The organism is Kribbella sp. NPDC050470 (assembly GCF_044458365.1).
In the GTDB taxonomy this organism is placed as follows: Bacteria; Actinomycetota; Actinomycetes; order Propionibacteriales; family Kribbellaceae; genus Kribbella.
The window spans coordinates 118441-139395 of record NZ_JBITHV010000013.1 but is presented as its reverse complement, the minus strand read 5'-3'; the positions used below and the strand labels follow the sequence as shown (position 1 = coordinate 139395).

Below are 20955 nucleotides of genomic sequence, written 5' to 3'. Positions count from 1 at the left end.
TGTGGTTCGTTAGGAGTCGGCCAGGATCTGGCTGACGTAGCGCGCGACGGCCCGGACTGCGCCCATCGTGCTCGGATAGTCCATATGGGTCGGGCCGACGATGCCGAGCGTGGCCAGCGCCTCCGACTTGGACCCGTACGCGGTCGCGACCACCGAGGTGGTGGCCAGTTCCTCGAACGGGTTCTCGTGCCCGATGCGGACCGTCAGGGTCTGCGGGTTGGTCGCCTCACCGAGCAGCTTGAGCAGGATGACGTGCTCCTCCAGCGCCTCCAGCACCGGCTTCACGTTGCGCTCGAAGTCGTCGCCGTACCGGGTCAGGTTGGCGGCGCCGCCGACCGCGATCCGCTGCTCGACGACCTCGTCGGTGAACGCCTCCAGCAGCGTGGTGACGATCGACGCGACCAGCGGCCGGTCGGACGGGGCGAACAACTCGGGTACGGCGGCCAGCGACGTGGTCGCCTCCGTCAGCCGCTGACCGGCGAGGACCGTGTTGAGCCGGGACCGCAGATCCGCGATCAGCTGCTCGTCGACGTCGTTCGGGTGCTCGACGATCCGTTGCTCGACCCGGCCGGTGCTGGTGATCAGCACCAGCAGCAGCCGGCGCGGGGTCATCGTGACGACCTCGATGTGCCGGACGCTCGACCGGTTGAGTGACGGGTACTGCACGATCGCGACCTGGCGGGTGATCTGGGCGAGCAGCCGGACGGTCCGGCGGACGACGTCGTCCAGGTCGATCGCACCGGCCAGGAAGGAGGTGATCGCCTTCTTCTCCGCCACGGACAGCGTCTTGACCGTGCTCAGCTTGTCCACGAACAGCCGGTACCCCGCGTCGGTCGGGATCCGGCCGGCGCTGGTGTGCGGCTGGGTGATGTACCCCTCCTCCTCCAGCGCAGCCATGTCGTTACGCACGGTGGCCGGCGACACTCCGAGGTTGTGCCGGTCCACCAACGTCTTCGAGCCGACCGGCTCGTGGGTCGCCACGTAGTCCTCGACGATGGCGCGGAGGACATCCAGCTTGCGTTCGTCCAGCACGCGCACCACCCTCTCTCAGCGTCGACCCCTGGCACTCAGAACATTCGAGTGCCAGTCTACCGAGCCGTAGTGGCCGCCAGTGCCGGCCAGCGGCGTGGGGCGGGTCTCAGGCGACTTCGGGAGATGCCCCCAACGGTACGGCGGTCGGACGCTCGACCGTACTCGCGACATCCACAGGCTGGTCCTGGGCGGCCGCCTCGAGCACCGACTCGAGGACGTCGAGCACGTGGTAGGCCAGTGCGCCGTCGGCGCGGTGCGGCTCGCCGGTGCGGATCGCCCGGGCCATGTCCGCGACCCCGACCCCACGGCCGGCGCCGGCGTACCCACCGGCGACGGGGAGCTCGCTCCAGTCACGGTTCGTGACGGTGGCGATCTCGACCGTGCCGTCGAAGCCGTTCGGGTCCGGCACCGACAGGCTGCCCTCGGTCCCGTGCACCTCGATCCGCGGCGACCGCGCGGCCCACACGTCGAACGACATCAGCAGCGTGGTCAGTGCGCCCGACTCGTGCTCCAGTACGCCGGTCACGTGCGTCGGCACCTGGACTGGGAAGGTCGTGCCGGCTCGCGGACCGGTGTGGATCTTCCGCTCCTGCTGCGACTGGCCGGCGCGTGCGACCACTCGCCGTACCGGACCGAGCAGGGTGACCAGGCTGGTCACGTAGTACGGGCCCATGTCGAGCACCGGACCGCCGCCGGGCTGGTAGTAGAACTCCGGCGCCGGGTGCCACAGCTCGTGGCCGGGCGTGACGAAGGACGCAGTCGCAGCAGTCGGTACGCCGATGTCGCCCCGGTCGATCGCGGCACGGGCGGTCTGGGTGCCGGTGCCGAGCACGGTGTCGGGGGCGCAGCCGACGCGCAGGTTGTTGGCGGCGGCGTACTTCAGCAGCGGCTCGGCCTCGGCGCGGTCCACGGCCAGCGGCTTCTCGCCGTACACGTGCTTGCCGGCTTCCATCGCGGCCTGGTGCACCGCCGCGTGCGCGGCCGGGATGGTGAGGTTGAGCACGATGTCGATGTCGTCCGCGGCGTACAGGTCGCCGGACGAGAGGGCGCGGATGCCCTGGTTCTTGTCGGCGATCGCCTGGGCGCGGCTGACGTCGAGGTCGGCCACTGCCACCACCTCGACGCCGGGCAGCTTGCCCAGGTGGTCCAGGTACGTGCCGGAGATGACTCCGGTGCCGACGATGCCGACTCGTGTCACTTGCTCGCCCACAGCAGCCCCCGCTCGATGATCGTCCGGACCTCGGGTACCTCGAGGTCGTCCAACTTGTGGCCGACGGTGCAGACGAAGATCTTGCCCGCACCCCAGGTCCTGGTCCAGACGGCCGGCATCACGGCGCCCTCGATCCACGGGAAGTCCGGGTGCGAGCTGAACGTGGTGGTGGCCAGCACGGTGTTCGTCGGGTCGTAGTGCACGTAGTACTGCTCGGTGTTCACGTCGAAGTGCGTGATGCCCTCGACGATCGGGTGCTCGGCGACGATCTCGACCCGGTAGTCGGTGAACCCGTGCGGGTGCGAGATGAACTGGCCGCCGGTGATGAAGCTGTAGTCGGCGTTGTTCCGGAACGAGTCGCAGATCCCGCCGTGCCAGCCGGCGAACCCGGTGCCCTTGCGGATCGCCGCGTCCAGGCCCTTGAAGTGCTCGGGCTCGATCTGGCTCATCGTGACGCACTGCAGGACCAGGTCGGTGCCGTCCAGGTCGAGGTAGCTCTCGGTCGTGTCGGAGACGGTCACCTCGTACCCGTTCTCGCGCAGATGGGGAATGAACAGGTCGGTCGCCTCGACCGGGGAGTGTCCTTCCCACCCGCCCCGGACCACCAGTGCACGTCGTGTCGTCACGCCGTCCGCCCTTCGAAAGTTTCGGTTCCAGGTTCGGAAAAATTGCGGAATCGCCACCGTGACACTAAGCGCCGCCCGACCGGCCTTCAAGTGCGATTCCGTCCCCTGGATGGGGCTTCCCGATCGCTAGGGTCGGTGTATGGGCTGGAAGTTCTGGAAGCGTGAGCCGCCAGTGAAGACCGTCGCGGGGGCGCGGCCGCAGGACAGGGTGCCGCCGGGCGCGTTCGAGCTGACGGTCGAGGACGTGTTCTCGATCACCGGCCGCGGGACGATCGTCACCGGCCGGGTGATCGCCGGCACGGTCGCGGTCGGCGACCAGGTGTTGCTCAGCCGGGCCGGTTCACCGCTGCTGCAGACCGAGGTGACCGGTCTCGAGATGTTCCGCAAGACGGTGCAGGTCGCGAACGCCGGCGACAACGTCGGCCTGCTGCTCCGCGGCGTCGAGCGGGAGCAGGTGGTCAGGGGCGATGTGCTGAGCAAGTAACCTCGGCGTCATGAGTACGTGGACCGAGGTGGCGGATCGTTGCTGGGTCCGCCGGTACGACGAGTGGGACCTCAACGTCGGCCTGGTCGTCGGCTCGGACGGGGCGCTGGTCATCGACACACGGGCCACGACCGACCAGGCCGAGCAGCTCGCGACACACATCCGCGAGCTCACCGACGCGCCGGTCCGCTGGGTGGTGAACACCCACGCGCACTTCGACCACGTGGTCGGCAACAGCGTCTTCGCCGACGCCACCGTCTACCTGCACGAGAACGCGGCCGCCGAGGAGAACCTCGCCGGCACGACGTTCTCCGTCGCGAAGGTGATCGACCTCGGCGACCGCCGGGTCGAGCTGCTGCACCTCGGCAACGCGCACACGTCCGGCGACACGGTGGTCGTCGTACCGGATGCCGAGGTGTTCTTCGTCGGCGACCTGGTCGAGGAGTCGGCGCCACCGTCGTACGGCGCGGACTCGTTCCCGCTCGAGTGGCCGGACACGATCGACCGGGTGATCGGCATGCTGTCCGAGACCGCGAAGGTCGTGCCCGGTCATGGGGCCGTGGTCGACGCCGAGTTCGTCCGCGACCAGGCCGGTGGCCTCGGCACGGTCGCCAACACGATCTCCGGCCTCCACCACGCCGGTACGTCGCTGGACGACGCACTCAAGCACACCGACGACTGGCCGTGGCCGCTCGAGCACCTGCAAGAAGCCATCAAACGCGGCTACGAAGCCCTCGGCACACCCCGCCGCCCCACCCTCCCACTCCTCGGCCCAGGCTGAACCACCTCCTGCATGCTTACCCATCCTTTGTAATTGTCCGTTGACAGCACGTCACCCCAGAGCGCAACTTGTTGCGAAGCACACTTCCGCGAGCGGATCGGGTGGTGGGGTTCATGGCGACAGTTGAGCAGACGGTGCACCCGGACGGACGGGTCGAGCTGACCGATCCGGAGGCGGTGGCCAACAGCCCGTACGGGAACGCGGAGCTCGCGCCGACCCGGTTGCCCGAGCGGCACTGGACGACGTACAACTACGCGGCGCTGTGGATGGGGATGGCGCACAACATCCCCAGCTACCTGCTCGCGGCCGGCCTGGTCGCACTCGGGATGAACTGGCTGCAGGCGTTCATCACCATCACCCTCGGGAACCTCATCGTGCTCGTCCCGCTGCTGCTCAACAGCCACGCGGGCACCAAGTACGGCATCCCGTTCCCGGTCTTCGCACGCGCCTTCTACGGTGTCCGCGGGGCCAACTTCCCAGCGTTGCTGCGGGCCTTCATCGCCTGCGGCTGGTTCGGCATCCAGACCTGGATCGGCGGCCAGGCGATCTACGTGATCATCGGCGAGCTGGCCGGCGACAGCTGGACCAACGCGCCCGCGGTCGGCGGACATCCGTGGACGCAGTGGCTGAGCTTCGCGTTCTTCTGGGCGATCCAGATGGTGCTGATCTGGCGCGGGATCGAAGGCCTGCGACGGTTCGAGAACTGGGCCGCGCCGCTGGTCACGGTCGCGTTCCTGGCGCTGATGATCGCGATCCTGGTCAAGGCCGGCGGCCTCGGCCCGATCCTGGACCAGCCGTCGAAACTCGGCTGGGACGCCGACTTCTGGAAGATCTTCGCGCCGTCGCTGATGGGCATGATCGCGTTCTGGGCCACGCTGAGCCTGAACATGCCGGACTTCACCCGGTTCGGGAAGGGCCAGCGCCAGCAGGTCTGGGGCCAGATCATCGGCCTGCCGACCACGATGTCGTTCATCGCGCTGGTCTCGATCATCACCACGTCCGGCACCGTGCTGCTGTACGGCGAGGCGATCTGGGACCCGGTCGAGCTGACCCGGCGGTTCGAGAACCCGGTGGTGGTGACGATCGGCCTGGTGATGGCGATCCTGGCGACGATGTCCTGCAACGTGGCGGCCAACGTGGTCAGCCCGTCGTACGACTTCGCGAACGCCGTGCCGCGGTGGCTGAACTTCCGGACCGCGGGCCTGGTCACCGGCGTGATCGGGATCGTGATCCAGCCGTGGCGGCTGATCTCCGACCCGTCGATCTACATCTTCGTCTGGCTGTCCTTCTACGGCGGCCTGCTCGCGTCGGTGGCCGGCGTGCTGATCGCGGGCTACTGGGTGATCGACCGGACCAACCTGCACCTGGCCGACCTCTACCAGCCCGGCGGGAGGTACTGGTACAACGCCGGCTGGAACTGGCGTGCCGTGGTCGCCACCCTGTTGGGCTCGCTGCTCGCGGTCGGCGGCGCCTACTCCAACCCCGGCGCCGGCCCGTTCCCGGAGGGCGGCCTGATCCCCTTCCTCCAACCGCTCTACGACTACTCGTGGGCGGTCGGCCTGGTGGTGGGCTTCGTCACCTACCTCGTGCTGGCCAAACTCTCCCCCTCCCGCACCCAAACCCCCACCGCCCCCATGTTCTAACCACCCGACGCGATCACACCCCGCACGGCCAGCCGCGCCTGACGGGCGGCTGCCGACCGGCGGCTGCGTCCGAGCGGCGGCGGTTGCCGGCCGGCGGCTGCGCGGCGGCGGTTGCCGGCCGGCGGCTGCGGCTGAGCGGCGGCTGCATCCGAAGGGAGGCGATTGCGGAGCAGAGGCGGTCGCCGAGCAGAGGCGGTGGCCGAGCGGCTGCTGATGGTGTGGGGCGGCTGGTGGGTTGCAACCCGTCAGCGGTGACACAAACCGCCAGCGACCTGTCGCCGGTGGATTGCCCAGCATGTGGCCGGCTTTGTCCGCATCTCGGGATACAAGCGGCATCCGCGGAGGGCTTGGACAGGAACCGGGGACCGCGGACAGGCTATCTACTGTCCGAGGTCCCCGAAGGGTGGTCAAGGTCCCGGCTCCTGAACCGGATTGGCCAGCATGCGGACCAATCCGACCACCCATCGAACACCCCCGCTCGACCACTGATCCGATCGCACCAGAGCAGGCGCTCCGCGAGCCTCCAACCCCCCACGCCGCCCCACCCATCACGCCAGCCCTCCGGATCCCCCGCTCACCAGGCCACACCGACTCCCCGGATCCCACCGACTCACCGGATTCCACCGACTCCCCGGATTCCCCTCACCGATTCCCCGGATCCCCACCGACTCCCCGGATTCCCCTCACCGATTCCCCGGATCCCCACCGACTCCCCGGATTCCCCTCACCGATTCCCCGGATCCCCACCGACTCACCGGATCCGCCCGCGCGTGCGACCACTCGGGTGAGCTGCTCCGGGACAGCTGCGTCCTTCCCTGGTCGTGGTGGTGTGGGTCAAGGGTCGAAGATCCGCGCAGCGGACGCCGAAGGCGCCCTTGACGCACACCACCACGACTAGCACGATCAAGCAGCCCGGAGCCGCGCCCCCACACTGGCGGCCGATCGGCAGCCGGTGCCGCTCGGCTCTGCCCCCGCCGCACACGCCCGCACACCGGAGCCCCGCCACCACACAACCCCGCACACCCGCACACCGGAGCCGCGCCACTGGCTAACCCCGCACACCCGCAGCCCGGAGCCGCGCCACCACACTGGCCCTACCCCGCCGCACACCCGCACCCGGAGCTGCGCCACGACACCGGCTGACCCGCAAACCCGCACCCCGGAGCCGCCCCACCAAACGAACTCTCACCCCCCGAAAGCCCGCGCGTGGTGTGTGGCTGAGCTGTCAGGCGGGGCGTACGACATACGGTTGTCCGGTGGCTGATCGGTATGGGAACGACGTGCTGGCTGGGGACTGGCGGAAGCCCAAGAACGGGCGGACCGTCGAGGTGGAGCTCGAGAAGGGGATGGTCGTCGAGGAGCCGAGCTCGGGGTTCGTCGGGGCGGTCGTGCGCTGGGAGCACGGCGTGGTCGACCTCGAGGACCGGTTCGGCAAGATCAGGACCTACCCGCTCGGGCCCGGCTTCTGGCTGGACGGCAAGCCGGTCAGCCTGAAGGCGCCGAAGAAGGCCGGACCGGCGAAGAAGACCCGGACGGCGTCCGGTTCGGTGGCCGTCGACAACGTCCGGGCGAAGGTGGCGCGGGCCAGCCGGATCTACGTCGAGGGCCGGCACGACGCCGAACTGGTCGAGCGGGTGTGGGGTGACGACCTGCGGATCGAGGGCGTCGTGGTCGAGTACCTCGAAGGCGTCGACGACCTGCCCGGGATCGTCAACCGTTTCCAGCCCGGTCCCGGCCGCCGGCTCGGCGTCCTCGTCGACCACCTGGTCGAAGGCTCCAAGGAGTCGAAGATCGCCGCGCAGGTGACGAACAGGCACGTCCTCGTCGTCGGGCACCCGTTCATCGACATCTGGGAGGCGGTCAAGCCGTCCTCGGTCGGGATCAAGGCCTGGCCGAAGATCCCGCACGGGCAGGACTGGAAGAAGGGTGTACTGCGGGCGTTCGGCTGGCCCGCGACCGACCAGGCCGACGTGGCCGCGGCCTGGAAGCACATCCTGTCCAAGGTGAACAGCTACGCCGATCTCGACCCGGCCCTCCTCGGCCGGGTCGAGGAGCTCATCGACTTCGTGACTCTGGACTGATCTTCGGGATCTTCGCCGCGATCCACGCCTGGATCCGGTTGCGGACCCGTCCGACGTACCAGGTCACGACGCCGAGCGCCGTACCCGCTGCCAGGACGAGCCCGGCGAGCAGAGCCGCGATGATGCGTACGGCGGCCACGTCGACGAGGCCTGCGACGACCAAGAGGGCGATGCTCAGCCCGATGGCTGCCAGCGGCAACCACCGTTGGAAGAGCAGCGGCTGCTTGGCCGGCGTCAGCTTGGGATTGCGGATCAGCCGCTCCCACAACGTGGTCCGCGCCGGCTCGGTGAACCATCGCGCGACCCCCAGCAGCCAGGACTTCGGCTGGTGCTTGCGGTCAGCCATGGCCTTGACCCAGCTGCTCGGCTGGTCGCCGAGCGCGACAGAGACCTGGACCATCCGGTCCGCCAGACCCTTCGTGGTAGCCCGTCCCTCGGCGGACTGGTTCAGCTCGTCGCGCATCGTGGTGAGCGCTGACAGCACGGTCGCGTCGCGGAAGTCGTCGGCCAGCCGCTGCACCCGCTCGGCGACCTTCTCGACCTTCCAGTCCTCGGCCAGCAGCACCTGCTGCTGGGTCTCGCGGATCCAGTCCGGATCGGCGCCGAGCAGGGCGCCGAGGTGCGCGACGCAGTGCAGCCGGCCCATCAGCCAGTCCCAGCGCCGCCAGTCCGCAGCACCGAAGGCACCGAAGTGCCCGACCTGGGTGCCGTAGAGAATCCGGTCCTTGAGCAGGTTCGCCACCGATCCTTCCTGCAGATCGTCCAGCAGGGTCAGCGGGATGTCAGGTCCGAGCCGGACGAACTGGAACGGCGCACTGCGCTGCTGCGGCGTCCGGGCCGACGTACACCGCGACACGATCTCCACCTCGAGCGCGGTCTCGACCAGTTCCCAGCCGACTGCGACGACCAGATCGGCGAACGCCTCCCCGAGCGCCCGCTGCACCTGCAGGTCCTCGAACATGTCGCTCAGCGCGACCGCGACCGTCTCGGCGCCACCGGGCAGCTTCAGCTCCAGCTCGGCGTTCGCCAGCTGTCCCGACAGCGCGTCCCGCACCGCCTGCGTCTTCAGCAGGCAATCACTCGTCGCCTGCAGCCGATGCTCCAACTCCTCCTGCTGCGGCACGCCGGCGCTGTCCAACTTCGTCCGCAACGAGCGCAGCACCAGCCGTACGACGCGCTCGGCCGCCCCAGTCCCCCACAGCCAGCTCGGCCTACCCTCGGCATCGGTGTGCAGCGGCTTCGTCGAGCCGTCCGGATCCGGGACCCAGGGGTGCTCGGTCGCCAGGATCTCGTCGATGTCCTGCTCCGACAGCGCGGTCGCGGCGTCCAGCACCGTGCTCTGGTCCTGACTCGCGATCGTCACCGCCTCCCACACCTCGCCGGCCGCCCGGCCCCGCGAGTACGTCGGCTGCAGGGCCTTGGCCGCCTCCCGCAGCCGGTCCCGCTCGGCTGGTTGCTCCATGCAACGGTCGAACAGCCGCTGGGTGTCCGACCAGGACGCGTCCGCCTCCAGGAGCAGCCGCTCGAGCTGCTCGACGTCGGACCGGAAGTCCACCTCGCGCGGAAACTGTACGGCCGACAACGCCGCCTTCCGCCAGCTTGGCGCGTCAGTGCCGACCAGCTCGGTCGCCGCATGGCCGACGCCTGCGGACGGTACGACGTACAGCACGTAGCGACTCGCACGGCCACCGACCGGCCGCCGGGCGACGACGTCCAGGACCGGCCCGAACGGCGCGTTGTCCAGCACGCCGCCGTCCACCAGCCAGGCGCCGGACTCGGCCATCTTGGGCTGCAACCGCGGCGGCGAGCCGGCCAGCTTGGGCGTCTCCTGGACCGGCGCGAACGCGGCCGGGAACGACGCGGAGGCCCGGGCGGCGAGGGCAAGCAACTTGGTGTTGGTCAGCTCGTTCTTGTCCGCGACCGAGAACGTCCGGGTCTGGCCGTCGTACGTCGCGGTCTGCTCACTGGTGAACCGGAAGAGATAGCGGTGATCCGGTACGACGAAGCACTGCCCGGCCGCGTCGGTCGCCTCGAACTGCTGAACGCCGAGGCCGGACGCGGTGACGAAGAGCGTGACCGCTTCCTCGGCAGTCGACTCGCCGGCCTCCGCGACGCCCTTGATCAGCTCGTCGAGCTCGTCCAAGAAGTACTCGCCGTCGAGCACCGAGCTCGGCTTGTCGACCGACGGGACCAGCTTCCCGACCTCGAGCGACCCGAGCCCGACCCACTTCTGGCGCAGCCAGGGCCCGTGCTCGCCGTCGGGGTCGAGTGTCGACCCGTTCGAGATCGCTGTCGCCAGCAACGACCCGTTCAGCCCGCCGGCACTCGTCCCGGCGATCACGTCCACGACGACCCGCCGCCGTTCCTCACCCCGGTGGCACAGCTCCCGCCACCGCTCCGCAAGCACCTCGTCGTACGGCTGCGACGCCGGTGACCCCGCCGGGCCGGACGCACGCCGGATCAGGTCCAGCTCGTGCGTCACCCCGCCCATCCACACCGCCAGGCTGACCCCGCCGTTCAGCACCAACGCGATCCGGACCTCGTGATCGGTCATGCAACCCCCTCGTTTGTGACAGGGATACCAAATGGTGACGAGCATGGACAGTCGTCGCAGCAGAGAGTGAACAAAAGGGTGCAATCAACCGTTGTCCGAGGCACCAAGCGGCGTCATTCTGTAGCTGGGGGTGGTCGTCATGGGCAGAGCTGCTTTGGCGGTCGCAGTTGTCGCCCTGCTGGCCGGCGGCTGTGACGACACGCCCAGCGGCGAGGTTTCGCCATCACCGGCGCCGACCACCTCGACCGGCGAGCCGTCGTTCGATCCGACCACACCGGAGACCACCCAGCCCACCCGCCGCCAACCGGCGATCTCGATCGCCACAGCTCCGATCGGCGGCGGGAGCCCCAGGGAGGACGGCGTCAAGCACTGCGCTGACGTCAACTGGCTGGGCCGGAACCCACTGCCCGCGGGCACGACGCTCAAGCTCGGCACGCCCACGCTCGATCCCACCGGGGTCTTCGAGCTCGACCAGTCCGCCTGCGACGGCGACGAGCAGCCCCCCTGCGCGAACGTCGAGTGGAAGACCGACAGGCTCAGCACCTGCTACGTCGGCGCCCGGCAGGTTGCCAACAGCACTCGCAACGTCCGGCTGATCATCCCGATCGAGGCGACCTGCGAGACCCAGGACTACTGCAACAGCCTGGTCGACGACGACCAGGACAGGGTCGAGTTCGAGCCCCGCGTCCTCGAGACCCCGACGACCGACCCGACCACCGAGCCGCCCACCGATCCGCCCACGGAGACACCCGAGACGCCCGTCGAGACACCGTCGGGCGGCTGACCGGATGGCGGAGCAGGATTCCCAGCTCGAGCGCTGGCTGAGTCTGGCGGGGAAGGTACTCCCGCTGGTCACGCTGATCACCGCGCTGCTGTTCTACTTCGGCTACGTGTCGGCGCGATCGCAGTACGAGTACTTCGGGATCGACGTCGACACGGTCGGCCTGAGCACGCAGGAGTACGTGATGCGCAGCCCGCAGCCGCTGCTCGTTCCGCTGCTGGTGATGACTCTGCTCGCGGTCGCGGGCCTGCTCGTGCACAATGCGATCCACCCGACCGAGGTCGGCGTACGGCGGGCCTCGCGGGCGACCGTCGTACTCCTGCTGATCGGCGTCATCGGTCTGCTGGCCTTCCCGTTGATCGGACAGCTTCCGTACTACGCCCTCGTCGTGCCGACCGTGATCGGTCTGGCGGCGGCCACGCTGGCGTACCTCACCTATGTCCGGCGCAAGCTGAACCCGCAGCACGGCGGCCAGACGGCGCTGATCGCGCTGCTCGTGGTCGTCACCGTCACCTGCGCGTTCTGGGCGACGGCGACGACGGCGCAGTACTCCGGGCGTGGCCTGGCCAAGGCGGACGCGGAGAACCTGGACAAGTTCCCGGTCGTCATCCTCGACACCAAGGAGAAGCTCGCGCTGCGCTCCCCCGGGCTCGAGGAGACCGCGTTGCGGCCGGGTGCGGGCCAGACCTTCAACTACCGCTACCGCGGGCTACGCCTGCTCGTGGTCGGCGACGACCGGCTGTTCCTGGTGCCGCAGCAGTGGAACGCGTCCAACACGACTGTCGTCGTACCGCTGGACAGCTCGGTGCGCGTGCAGTTCCAGTTCCAGAACGATCCGCCGTAGTGCTCAGGCCGAGTCGCGGATGATCAGTTCGGTGTCGTAGATCTCGGGGCTGGTCAGGTCCGCACCGCCGATCTTGGCGAGCAGGATCTCGGCCAGCCGGGCGCCGAGCTTCTCCACCGGCTGCCGGACCGTGGTCAGCTTCGGCGTCGTGGTGGTCGCCATCACCGAGTCGTCGAACCCGACCACCGCGACGTCGTCCGGCACCCGCCGGCCGCGCTGCGACAGGACCCGCAGCGCCGTGGTCGCCATCAGGTCGTTGGCGACGAACAGCCCGTCCAGGTCGGGGAACTCGCCGAGCAGCCGGAGCGCGGCCTGCTCGCCGCCGTCCGCGGTGAAGTCGCCGAAGGCAACGGCCTCGGTCAGCCCGGCCTCCTTCACCACTTCCTGGTAGCCGGTCAACCGGTCCAGTCCGGCGGTCATGTCCAGCGGCCCGGCGATCGTCCCGATCTTGCGGCGCCCGATCGACAGCAGGTACTCCACCGCGGTCCGCGCGCCGGCGACGTTGTCCACGTCCACACTCGCCACCGGTACGTCGACACCCAGCGGCCGGGCGCTGAACACGATCGGGAGCGGCAACTGCGCCAGCTCCTGCAGCACGTTGTCGCGGCCGTGGTGGCTGACGATGATCGCGCCGTCGACGTGGCCGCCGCGCAGGTAGCGCAGCAGGCGCTGGTCGTCCCCCTCGGCGGGCTCGATCAGCAGCACGAGCTGCGACGAGGTCGGCGCGAGGGTCAGGCTGACGCCGCGCAGGATGCCGGCGAAGAACGGGTCGGAGAAGACCCGGCTGTCCGGTTCCGGTACGACGATCGCCACCGAGTCGGTGCGGCGCGTGACCAGTGCCCGCGCGGCCCGGTTGGGCACGTAGCCGAGCTGCCCGATCGCCCGCTCGACCGCAGCCACGGTGTCCGGAAGCACCTTGGGCGACCCGTTCACGACCCGCGACACCGTGGCGCGCGAGACTCCCGCAAGCGCCGCGACCTGCTCCAATGTCGGAGAACCAGAGTCCTTCATCGGTCCTCCTCTGGACGACTGACTGACCTTCACACCGTATTACTTTCCCGGTCTGATCGCTCAGCCCTTCGTTCTCGTGTTGGCGGCTTTGTCAGCGAGGTCGAGAGCCTGTTTCCAGGCGGCCTGCGGGGCCTGTTTGCCCTCGTCGACCCGGGCCAGCGCGGCGCTGAAGATCTGGTTGATCTCGCCCTCACGCGGACCCTTGTGCTGCTTGAGGAAGACGTTCTTCGCCCGGTTGATGAAGATCTGGCCGACCGGTGCATTGCCGAAGTACGCGTTGACCTGACTCTTCACCTGCTGGTCGTCGTACGCGTCGAGTGTGGACGGGAACGAGCCGACCTTCTTGAACACCTTGACCTGCTGCTCCGGCGCGGTCAGCCAGGCGGCCAGCCGGGCCGCCTCCTCGGGTTGCGGCGACTGCTTCGGCACGGTCAGGTACGAGCCGCCCCAGTTGCCGCCTCCGCCGGGGAACACGTCCGCGACGTCCCACTTCCCCTGGCCGTACGTGCCCGCGTTGTCCTGGATCACGCCGAGCATCCAGCCCGGGCAGGCCATGGTCGCGAACGCGTCGGTGCGGAACGCCTTGTTCCAGGCGTCGCTCCAGGCCGGCAGCTTGGCCGACAGGCCGTCCGCGCTGCCCTGCACGATCTGGTCCCAGGTCCGCTTCAGCAGCGGATTCTCCGCGCCGAGGTAGCGGTCCTGGTTCGAGTAGTAGGCCTGGATCAGCTGGTTGCGCATCGCCTCCCAGGTCAGCACCGCGGAGTCGTACCAGGCCGAGCCCGGCACCCGCTGCTTGAACTTCCGCCCGGTGGCGAAGTACGACGACCAGTCCGGGAACAGCTTGGCCACCTGGGCCCGGTCGGTCGGCAGCCCGGCCTTGGCGAACAGGTCCTTGCGGTAGCAGATCGCCTCCGGCCCGATGTCGGTGCCGTAGCCGATGATCTTGCCCTCGGGTGTGGTCGCGCCGGACACCTTCCAGTCCAGCCAGCGATCCTTCAGTTCGTCGGCGCCGTACTCGCGCAGGTCGACGAACTTGTCCGCCTTGGCCAGGTAGTTGTAGATCCAGCTGATCTCCATCGCCTCGATGTCGGCGAGCCCCGACCCGGCGGCCAGGTTGGTGTCCAGGTTCTTGACGTGGGCGTCGATGGTGGGCGCCTTGCGCTGGACGATCTTGATGTTCGGGTGCAGGGCCTCGTACTCGCGGTACAGGTCGTCGTACCCGAACTCGTTGAAGGTGGCGATGGTCAGCTCGATCCGCGGACCGTCTGTTTCGTTGCTCGAGGCATCGGTCGTGCCGGTTGCACCGCAGGCGGAGGCGAGCAGCAGGACGCCACAGGCGAGGAGTGCCGCGACGGGGCGGCAGCCGGCACTGGGCCGCATGGAAAGCTCCCTGGAACTGGACGGAGTTGAGAGCGCTCTCGGATCGCGAAAGTGTGCTGAGTTTCGAGCGTCCCAACCGGTTGTGTCAAGCACCTCGCGGTCACACTGAGACACCGGTCACGGAGCGAACCCCGCCGATCACTCACAGAGAGTGAGAGTCAGGAGCGTGGTGGGGCGACGGAGTCGCGGACCACGACGACGGTGCCCAGGGTCACCACCGGCTGCTGGTGGGCGAACGGGTCCGCGTTCTTGTCCTGCCCGGACAGCCCGGCCCGGACCGCCGCCCGGCCGAGCTCCTCCAGCGGCACCCGGACGGTCGTGAGCGCCGGCTGCAGCTCGGTCGCCACCGGCACGTCGTCGTACCCGACCACCGAGACGTCGTCCGGGACCGACAGCCCGCGGTCGCGGAGGGCCGCGTAGACGCCGGCCGCGACGATATCGTTGGCCGCGAAGACCGCGGTGAAGTCGAGGCCGTCGTCGAGCGCGCGCAGCGTCTGCTCGTACGACCACTGCCGGCCGAACGCGCCGGTGCGGACCAGCGCCGGGTCGAACGGGATCTTGCGCGCCTGGAGCGCCTGCTCGAAACCACGCAGCCGAGCGGTCGTCGTGGACAGCGCGGTCGGGCCGCCGAGGTAGAGGATCCGGGTGTGGCCCGCGTTCAGCAGGTGGTCGGTGATCGCCGCCGCTCCACCGGCGTTGTCGTACTCCACCGCGTACGCCGACTGGTCCGAGGACAGTCCCGGTCGCCCGCAGAGCACCAGGCTCGAGCCGGCCGCCTTGAGCTGCCGGGCCCGCTGGCTGACCGCGGCGAAGTACTCCTTGTCCTCGACCGCGCCGCCGACCAGGATCACCGCGTCCGCGCGCTGCTCCAGCAGCAGGTCGACGAACCGGAGCTCGGCCGACTGGTCGCCCTGGGTCGAGCAGACCAGGCAGAGCCGTCCGGAGGCGACCGCCTCGGACTGGACGCCGCGGGCGATGTAGGCGAAGAACGGGTCGACGATCTCGTTCACCACGATGCCGACCACGCGGGTGGTCGATCCAGCCAGGGCCCGGGCGTGCGCGTTGACCACGTAGCCGAGCTCGCGCATCGCGCGCTCGACCGCGGCCCGGGTCGCCGCCGCGACCGGATAGTTGCCGTTGACAACCCTGGAGACGGTGGCCGTGGAGACGCCGGCGCGCTTGGCCACGTCCCGGATGGTCCGGGCCGCGTCGGGGTCACGACGTTTCGCCCGCGGCCGCGGGGGTTCCGCCGCCATCCATCACCACCTCCTCCTCAGGTCCTCCCGCCATCCGGATGACGCAGCGCAGCCCGTCCACCTCGACCTCGATCGCCTCGGCCAGAGCCTCGGGCCACACCGTGTCGCCGGACAGTACCACCGCCGACACCAGCAGCACCGGGCCGCCGGGATGCTCTCGGCGGACCAGGTACGGCGTCGCCGAGTGCGGCCCGAACGCGTTCGTGTCGAGGCCCCGCCGTACGCCGGCTTCGTCGTACCCATTGAGTCCGACGACCACCGAGGTGAGGCGATCGGTCCGGACCGTCTGTGCCCAGGTGCCGGCAGTGGTCGCCTGCTGCTGGTGTTGGTCGGCGATGGCGTAGCCGCCGTGGCGAATCGTCACTCCGCCAGGCCCGTCGACCAGGACGCAGCGCACTTCCACCCGGCCGAGGACTACTGATGCCACCTCGATCCGCCATGCGCCCGCCTTCCACCAGGAGGCTGCGCGTCGGCCGTCCACCGCGATCCGCCGGATCCTGCCACGCTGGCTGGTCCCGTCTGGACCGACGAGGGCAACGTGGTTGTCGATCCGGTCGGCCGACAGTTCCGGCCCGGTGCGACTCGAGTACGCGAGCCGGTCGTAGTGGTGGTCGGCAGGCGGCTCGCCCTCACCGGGCGCAGCATGGTCGCTGCCGTGGTTGAGCAGCCGGACGATGCCGTCGTGCCGCGTGCCCTGTAGCAGGAAGCCGGGCGCCGGCATCGCCCGGACCTGGTCGTCCTGGTCGAGTGGCAGCGCCTCCTCGCGGTCGGTCCACACCGGATGCTCGGCCGGGAGCAACAGCCCTAGGAAGCCCTTTGACGCCCAGTACGGCGACCCCGGTCCGGAGTAGGACTGCGTCACCGGCAGGAAGTGGTGATGCCACCCGAGCGACAACAGCCCACGCTCATCCGGCACACCGTGGTCCACGAAGTGCCGCAACATGCCAGAGCAGACCCGCCGCGTCTGGCCTGGCGCCAGTGGCGAGGCGTCCAGGAGCATGCCCATCCAGTACGGCGCTGCCGCGGCCATGCGGTAGCACAGTGACCTGCCCTGGTGGACGGGCGCGCCGTCGGCGCCGACGAGGTGGACTGCGTCCTCCAGGAACCGCCGGAGCCGGTCGCGATAGACAGTCAGCCGCTCGTCGGCCGCCGTACCGGCCATCCGGGTCCAGAGTCCTGGGTAGAGGTGCATCGCCCAGCCGATGTAGTGGTCGAAGTTCTGACCGTCGCCGTCGGTGTACCAGCCGTCGCCGACGTACCAGTCCTCGATCCGGTCGAGGCCGCTGTCGATGTCGTCCTGCGAGTACGGCGCTCCGACGGACGCGAGGAACTGCTCTCCGACGACCTGGAACAGGCGCCAGTTGTTGTCCCACGTCTTGGAGCCGACGAACCCGGACAGCCAGTCGACCACCTTCTGCTGGTCCGGCCCGTCCAGCCGGTCCCACAGCCAGGCCCGCGACTCGTGCAACCCGACCGCGATCGCGGCGGCCTCCACCATCTGCTGCGAACACGGCGTCAGCCGCGGCCACTCGCCGGCCGCCCCGGCGATCAGGCCTCTTGTGTACCGCTCGACCAGCCGGTCGTCGCCCTCGGTGGCCGCGATCCGGAACGCTGCCAGCAGGAAGCTTCGCGCGTAGCCCTCCAAACCATCGCAGTCCGCACCCGACCAACTCCCCCGCCCAGGCAACCGAACCTGCGCCCCACTAGGCGTGAACCACGGGCCCAACGAGTCGAGCAGGTGATCAGCCACCGCCAGCCAGGTCCCCCGCGTATACCCCGTCCGCGAAGACAACGCCCGATCCGGCGCCGGCAACCGCAGCCCCTCCGACGGCCGCCGCCCGACAGGCAACCGATCCGCCCCCGGCAACCGCTCCTCCACCGCCCCGCCCGACAACCACCGTCCGTCCGGCGACGGCGACTGGCCTTGGGACGGTCGCTGGTTTTGGGGAGTGGCTGTCATGCGATGCGTCCGAGGTCTGCCCAGTCGATGCCGTGGGCCAGGTCCAGTCCGGCGGCCAGCCGCTCGATCTCCGCCACCGCGGCCTCCCCCAATCTGACCGCTTCGTTGCCCATGGCACCGGCCAGGTGCGGCGTGACGAAGACGTTGGGAAGCTGGAGGAGTTGAGAGCTGGCCGGCAGCGGCTCGGGATCGGAGACGTCGAGCACCGCATCGATCCGCCCCGAAGCACACTCCCGCTCGAGTGCCCCGTGGTCGATCAACCCACCCCGTGCCGTGTTGATCAGAACGGCCCCATCCGGCATCGCGGCCAGCAACTCGGCCGACACCATCCCCCGAGTCTCCGGCAGCAACGGAGCATGCAGACTCACGATGTCGCTGCCACTGAACAACGTCTTCAGATCACACCACCGCGCCCCGAACGCAGCCGCCTCGGCCTCACTCAGATACGGGTCGTTCACCAGTACGTCGACATCGAGCCCACGCAGCCGCTCGAGGACGAGCCGGCCGGTCCGCGACGCGCCCAGCACGCCGATCGTCGTACCGAGGTTGCCGACGATCGGTGCTCCCGGCAACGGGCGGCTGTCGTCGACGGTCCGGTACCAGTCGCGGAGGCGGAACGCGCGCTTGCCCGCCAGCACGATCGCGGCGAGCGCGAACTCCGCGACCGGGATCGCGTTGGCCGCTGCCGCCGAGCTCACCGCGATCCCGCGCTCGAACACGACCGGGTCGACGAAGGTCTTGATCGTGCCGGCCGCGTGCACGATCGCCCGGAGCTTCGGCGCGGCGTCGAGGAGGTCCGCGGTGATCGGCGGGCAACCCCAACCGGTCAGCAGCACCTCCGCCTCGGCCAGCTCGGCACGCACGGGCTCGAACGACTCGCGCAGTACCGGTACGCCGTCCTGCAGGCCGAGCGGCTCCGCGACGCGTTCGAGGCGGTCCCGCACCGGCGGGGTGACAACTTGCGCCCAGGTCGCTTCCGGCATCGCCACCAGGGTGGGAATCCGGGTGGCGGCGTGATGGTTCGGCACGAATCACTCCTAGTAAACGGTTACAGAAAACCGTAGACGTGCGTCGCCAGCCCGGTCAAGGCTGATTCCCGAACGCCCTTGACACCAACCAAACCCGTCCCTAAGTTGAGCTCTCATCCCCACAGCAAACGGTTACTATCGAGGAGGACCATGCCCCGCCGCCCACCCCCGGCCCACCCCGCACCCCCCTCGGCTCCCCCACCAACCACCCCAGCCGACCCCAATTCGGCGCACCCCGGCGCCACTCCAACTCCCCACGACTCCGCGCACGCCGACGTCAGCCCAGCGGGCCGCGACTCGGCGGGTGGCGCGAGTGGGTTGTCTCGGGGAGGTGCGGCTCGGCGCGGACCGGCCTCCGTTGGCGGCGCGTCCGTCGGGTCGGGTGGGGATGTGGGTGCGTCAGCTAGGCGTCGTTCGGCGCGGCCCTCGGCTGGGGGTGGGGGCGCGTCGGGTGGGCGGGGGTCGGGGGGCTCGGGGGTGCGGTTTTCGTTGGGGGTTCGGTTGCGGCGGGATCGGACGATGTTGTTGCTGGTGCTGCCTGGGTTCTTGTTCTTCGTGGTGTTCCACTACGTGCCGCTGCTCGGGAACGTGATCGTCTTCCAGGACTACCAGCCGTACCTCGGCTTCCGCGGCAGCCCGTGGGTCGGGCTCGGCAACTTCGCCGTGTTCGCCGAGCCGGACTTCTACCGCGCCCTGCTCAACACCCTGAAGTTCGCGCTGCTCCAACTCGTGCTGTTCTTCCCGGCGCCGATCGGCCTCGCGCTGCTGCTCAACAGCATCCTGAGCTCGAAGGTCCGCCGGTTCGTGCAGAGCGTCGTGTATCTGCCGCACTTCATCGGCTGGGTCATCCTGATCTCGATCAGCCAGCAACTGATCGGCGGCACCGGCCTGCTCCCGCAGGTGCTCGGCGAGCTCGGCCTGCCCCGGGTCGACCTGATGACGAGCCCGGAGTTCTTCCCGTGGCTGGTCACCCTGCAGCTGATCTGGAAGGACGCCGGCTGGGGCACGATCATCTACCTCGCCGCCCTCCTCAACATCGACACCGACCACTACGAGGCGGCCGCGATCGACGGCGCGAGCCGCTGGCGCCGCCTCTGGCACGTCACGCTGCCCGGCATCGTCCCAGTCACCTTGCTGCTGCTGATCCTCAACCTCGGCAGCATCCTGTCGGTCGGCTTCGAGCAGATCCTGCTGCAGCGCGACGCGGTCGGCGCGGATGCCGCCGAGGTGCTCGACACCTACGTCTACTTCCACGGCGTCCTCGACGGCCAGTGGGGACCAGCCGCCGCCGTCGGCCTGGTCAAGGGCCTGATCGGCCTCGTCCTCATCCTCGGCGCCAACAAACTCGCCCACCGCTTCGGCCACGAAGGGATCTACCGCCGATGACGTCGTCTCAGCGGCCACCGTGGATGGAGCCGCCGTCGCGAGCCGGGCTGGCGTTCAAGGCGCTGGCGATCGTCGTCGTCTGCCTGCTGGTGCTGTACCCGTTCGTGAACATCATCGCGACCAGTTTCGCCAGTGAACCGGAGATCGTCCGCCGGGGCGGGATCATCCCACTGTTCCCGACCGAGCCGACGCTGGCGGCGTACCGGACCATCTTCGCCGGCGGCGTGGTCAGCCACGCGCTGCTGGTCAGCGCCGGCATCACAGTGATCGGTACGGCGCTCAACCTCGTCGTCACCATCGGACTCGCGTACGGGCTGAGCCGGTTGATCGTCGGCGGGCGGTTCGTGCTGACCGCCGTACTGTTCACGATGCTGTTCGGCGCCGGCATCATCCCGAACTTCCTGCTGGTCAAGCAGCTCGGCCTCTACGACACGTACGCCGCCCTGATCGTGCCCGGGCTGGTCAGCGCCTTCAACTTCCTGGTGCTGCGCAACTTCTTCCAGAACATCCCGGCCGAGCTGATCGACAGCGCCCGGATCGACGGCGCGGGCGACCTGGCGATCCTGCTGCGGATCGTGCTGCCGCTGTCGAAGGCGGTGCTGGCCGTGGTCGCGTTGTTCTACGCGGTCGGCCACTGGAACGCGTTCTTCAACGCACTGCTCTACCTCAGCGACACCGACAAATGGCCGCTGCCACTCGTCCTGCGGCTCTATGTGCTGCAGGGGCAGCCGGTCGGCGCGGGCGCCGAGTCCCCCGGCGAAGCGGTGGCGTCGATCCAGGCCGTGCAGATGGCGGTCGTCGTCGTGGCGCTCGTCCCGATCCTCTGCGTCTACCCGTTCCTTCAGCGCTACTTCACCAAGGGCGTCCTCACCGGTGCCATCAAGGGTTAGGAGAAAAC

General features: G+C 69.3%; 17 protein-coding genes. 8 read left to right on the top strand and 9 right to left on the bottom strand.

Features of this window, described 5'->3' with window-relative positions; all coding sequences use genetic code 11:
- Positions 1 to 9: 9 nt before the first annotated feature.
- From hrcA to ACIBGM_RS36270, 3 genes are all read right to left on the bottom strand, one after another.
- Positions 10 to 1032 carry a heat-inducible transcriptional repressor HrcA gene (gene hrcA, locus ACIBGM_RS36280; protein ID WP_360537232.1) on the bottom strand — a complete coding sequence of 341 codons (1023 nt, stop codon included), beginning with the start codon at positions 1030 to 1032 and terminating at the stop codon, positions 10 to 12.
- A gap of 106 nt (positions 1033 to 1138) precedes the next feature.
- Positions 1139 to 2242, bottom strand: coding sequence for a Gfo/Idh/MocA family protein (locus ACIBGM_RS36275; RefSeq protein ID WP_396388122.1), 1104 nt, complete (start codon positions 2240 to 2242; stop codon positions 1139 to 1141).
- A complete protein-coding gene (locus ACIBGM_RS36270) occupies positions 2227 to 2868 on the bottom strand; it encodes a ThuA domain-containing protein (RefSeq protein WP_360537228.1) in 642 nt (213 codons plus the stop codon). Before ACIBGM_RS36270 ends, ACIBGM_RS36275 begins: the two co-directional genes overlap by 16 nt.
- Before the next feature lie 139 nt (positions 2869 to 3007).
- On the opposite strand from ACIBGM_RS36270, the gene ACIBGM_RS36265 reads away from it, so the two are divergent.
- The 4 genes from ACIBGM_RS36265 (at position 3008) to ACIBGM_RS36250 (ending at position 7857) form a co-directional block, all read left to right on the top strand.
- Positions 3008 to 3352 (top strand): EF-Tu/IF-2/RF-3 family GTPase, encoded by a 345-nt coding sequence (locus tag ACIBGM_RS36265; RefSeq protein WP_360537226.1) that lies wholly within the window; start codon positions 3008 to 3010, stop codon positions 3350 to 3352.
- A 10-nt stretch (positions 3353 to 3362) separates the two neighbouring features.
- On the top strand, positions 3363 to 4133 hold the full coding sequence (locus tag ACIBGM_RS36260) for an MBL fold metallo-hydrolase (RefSeq protein WP_360537224.1): 771 nt from the start codon (positions 3363 to 3365) through the stop codon (positions 4131 to 4133).
- A gap of 113 nt (positions 4134 to 4246) precedes the next feature.
- Entirely contained in the window at positions 4247 to 5776 is a 1530-nt protein-coding gene (locus ACIBGM_RS36255; protein ID WP_360537223.1) for an NCS1 family nucleobase:cation symporter-1, read from the top strand.
- A 1256-nt stretch (positions 5777 to 7032) separates the two neighbouring features.
- Positions 7033 to 7857: a DUF3097 domain-containing protein gene (locus ACIBGM_RS36250; RefSeq protein ID WP_396388121.1), complete on the top strand. Its 825-nt coding sequence runs from the start codon at positions 7033 to 7035 to the stop codon at positions 7855 to 7857.
- Here the strand turns inward: ACIBGM_RS36250 and ACIBGM_RS36245 are convergent.
- Positions 7832 to 10411 (bottom strand): DUF3376 domain-containing protein, encoded by a 2580-nt coding sequence (locus ACIBGM_RS36245; RefSeq protein ID WP_396388120.1) that lies wholly within the window; start codon positions 10409 to 10411, stop codon positions 7832 to 7834. The genes ACIBGM_RS36250 and ACIBGM_RS36245 overlap by 26 nt on opposite strands.
- A gap of 139 nt (positions 10412 to 10550) precedes the next feature.
- On the opposite strand from ACIBGM_RS36245, the gene ACIBGM_RS36240 reads away from it, so the two are divergent.
- Together ACIBGM_RS36240 and ACIBGM_RS36235 are read left to right on the top strand one after the other, a co-directional pair.
- Positions 10551 to 11195 (top strand): hypothetical protein, encoded by a 645-nt coding sequence (locus ACIBGM_RS36240; RefSeq protein WP_360532139.1) that lies wholly within the window; start codon positions 10551 to 10553, stop codon positions 11193 to 11195.
- 4 nt (positions 11196 to 11199) lie between these two features.
- Complete coding sequence (locus ACIBGM_RS36235) at positions 11200 to 12036, top strand: hypothetical protein (protein ID WP_360532142.1); 837 nt, start codon at positions 11200 to 11202, stop codon at positions 12034 to 12036.
- A 3-nt stretch (positions 12037 to 12039) separates the two neighbouring features.
- On the opposite strand, the gene ACIBGM_RS36230 is transcribed toward ACIBGM_RS36235, so the two are convergent.
- The 5 genes from ACIBGM_RS36230 to ACIBGM_RS36210 all read right to left on the bottom strand — a co-directional run bounded on the left by ACIBGM_RS36230 (position 12040) and on the right by ACIBGM_RS36210 (position 18671).
- Positions 12040 to 13047 carry a LacI family DNA-binding transcriptional regulator gene (locus tag ACIBGM_RS36230; RefSeq protein ID WP_396388119.1) on the bottom strand — a complete coding sequence of 336 codons (1008 nt, stop codon included), beginning with the start codon at positions 13045 to 13047 and terminating at the stop codon, positions 12040 to 12042.
- Positions 13048 to 13107: 60 nt separating this feature from the next.
- Positions 13108 to 14427 (bottom strand): ABC transporter substrate-binding protein, encoded by a 1320-nt coding sequence (locus ACIBGM_RS36225; RefSeq protein WP_360532148.1) that lies wholly within the window; start codon positions 14425 to 14427, stop codon positions 13108 to 13110.
- A gap of 158 nt (positions 14428 to 14585) precedes the next feature.
- Complete coding sequence (locus tag ACIBGM_RS36220; RefSeq protein ID WP_396388118.1) at positions 14586 to 15683, bottom strand: LacI family DNA-binding transcriptional regulator; 1098 nt, start codon at positions 15681 to 15683, stop codon at positions 14586 to 14588.
- Entirely contained in the window at positions 15643 to 17562 is a 1920-nt protein-coding gene (locus ACIBGM_RS36215) for a DUF2264 domain-containing protein (RefSeq protein WP_396388208.1), read from the bottom strand. Before ACIBGM_RS36215 ends, ACIBGM_RS36220 begins: the two co-directional genes overlap by 41 nt.
- A 77-nt stretch (positions 17563 to 17639) precedes the next feature.
- Positions 17640 to 18671 (bottom strand): hydroxyacid dehydrogenase, encoded by a 1032-nt coding sequence (locus ACIBGM_RS36210; RefSeq protein WP_360532154.1) that lies wholly within the window; start codon positions 18669 to 18671, stop codon positions 17640 to 17642.
- A gap of 519 nt (positions 18672 to 19190) precedes the next feature.
- Between ACIBGM_RS36210 and ACIBGM_RS36205 the strand changes: the two genes are divergently transcribed.
- Both ACIBGM_RS36205 and ACIBGM_RS36200 read left to right on the top strand, forming a co-directional pair.
- Positions 19191 to 20057, top strand: coding sequence for an ABC transporter permease (locus ACIBGM_RS36205; RefSeq protein WP_396388117.1), 867 nt, complete (start codon positions 19191 to 19193; stop codon positions 20055 to 20057).
- Entirely contained in the window at positions 20054 to 20947 is an 894-nt protein-coding gene (locus ACIBGM_RS36200) for a carbohydrate ABC transporter permease (protein ID WP_396388116.1), read from the top strand. The genes ACIBGM_RS36205 and ACIBGM_RS36200 overlap by 4 nt, the downstream gene beginning before the upstream one ends.
- The last annotated feature ends 8 nt before the right edge of the window (positions 20948 to 20955 follow it).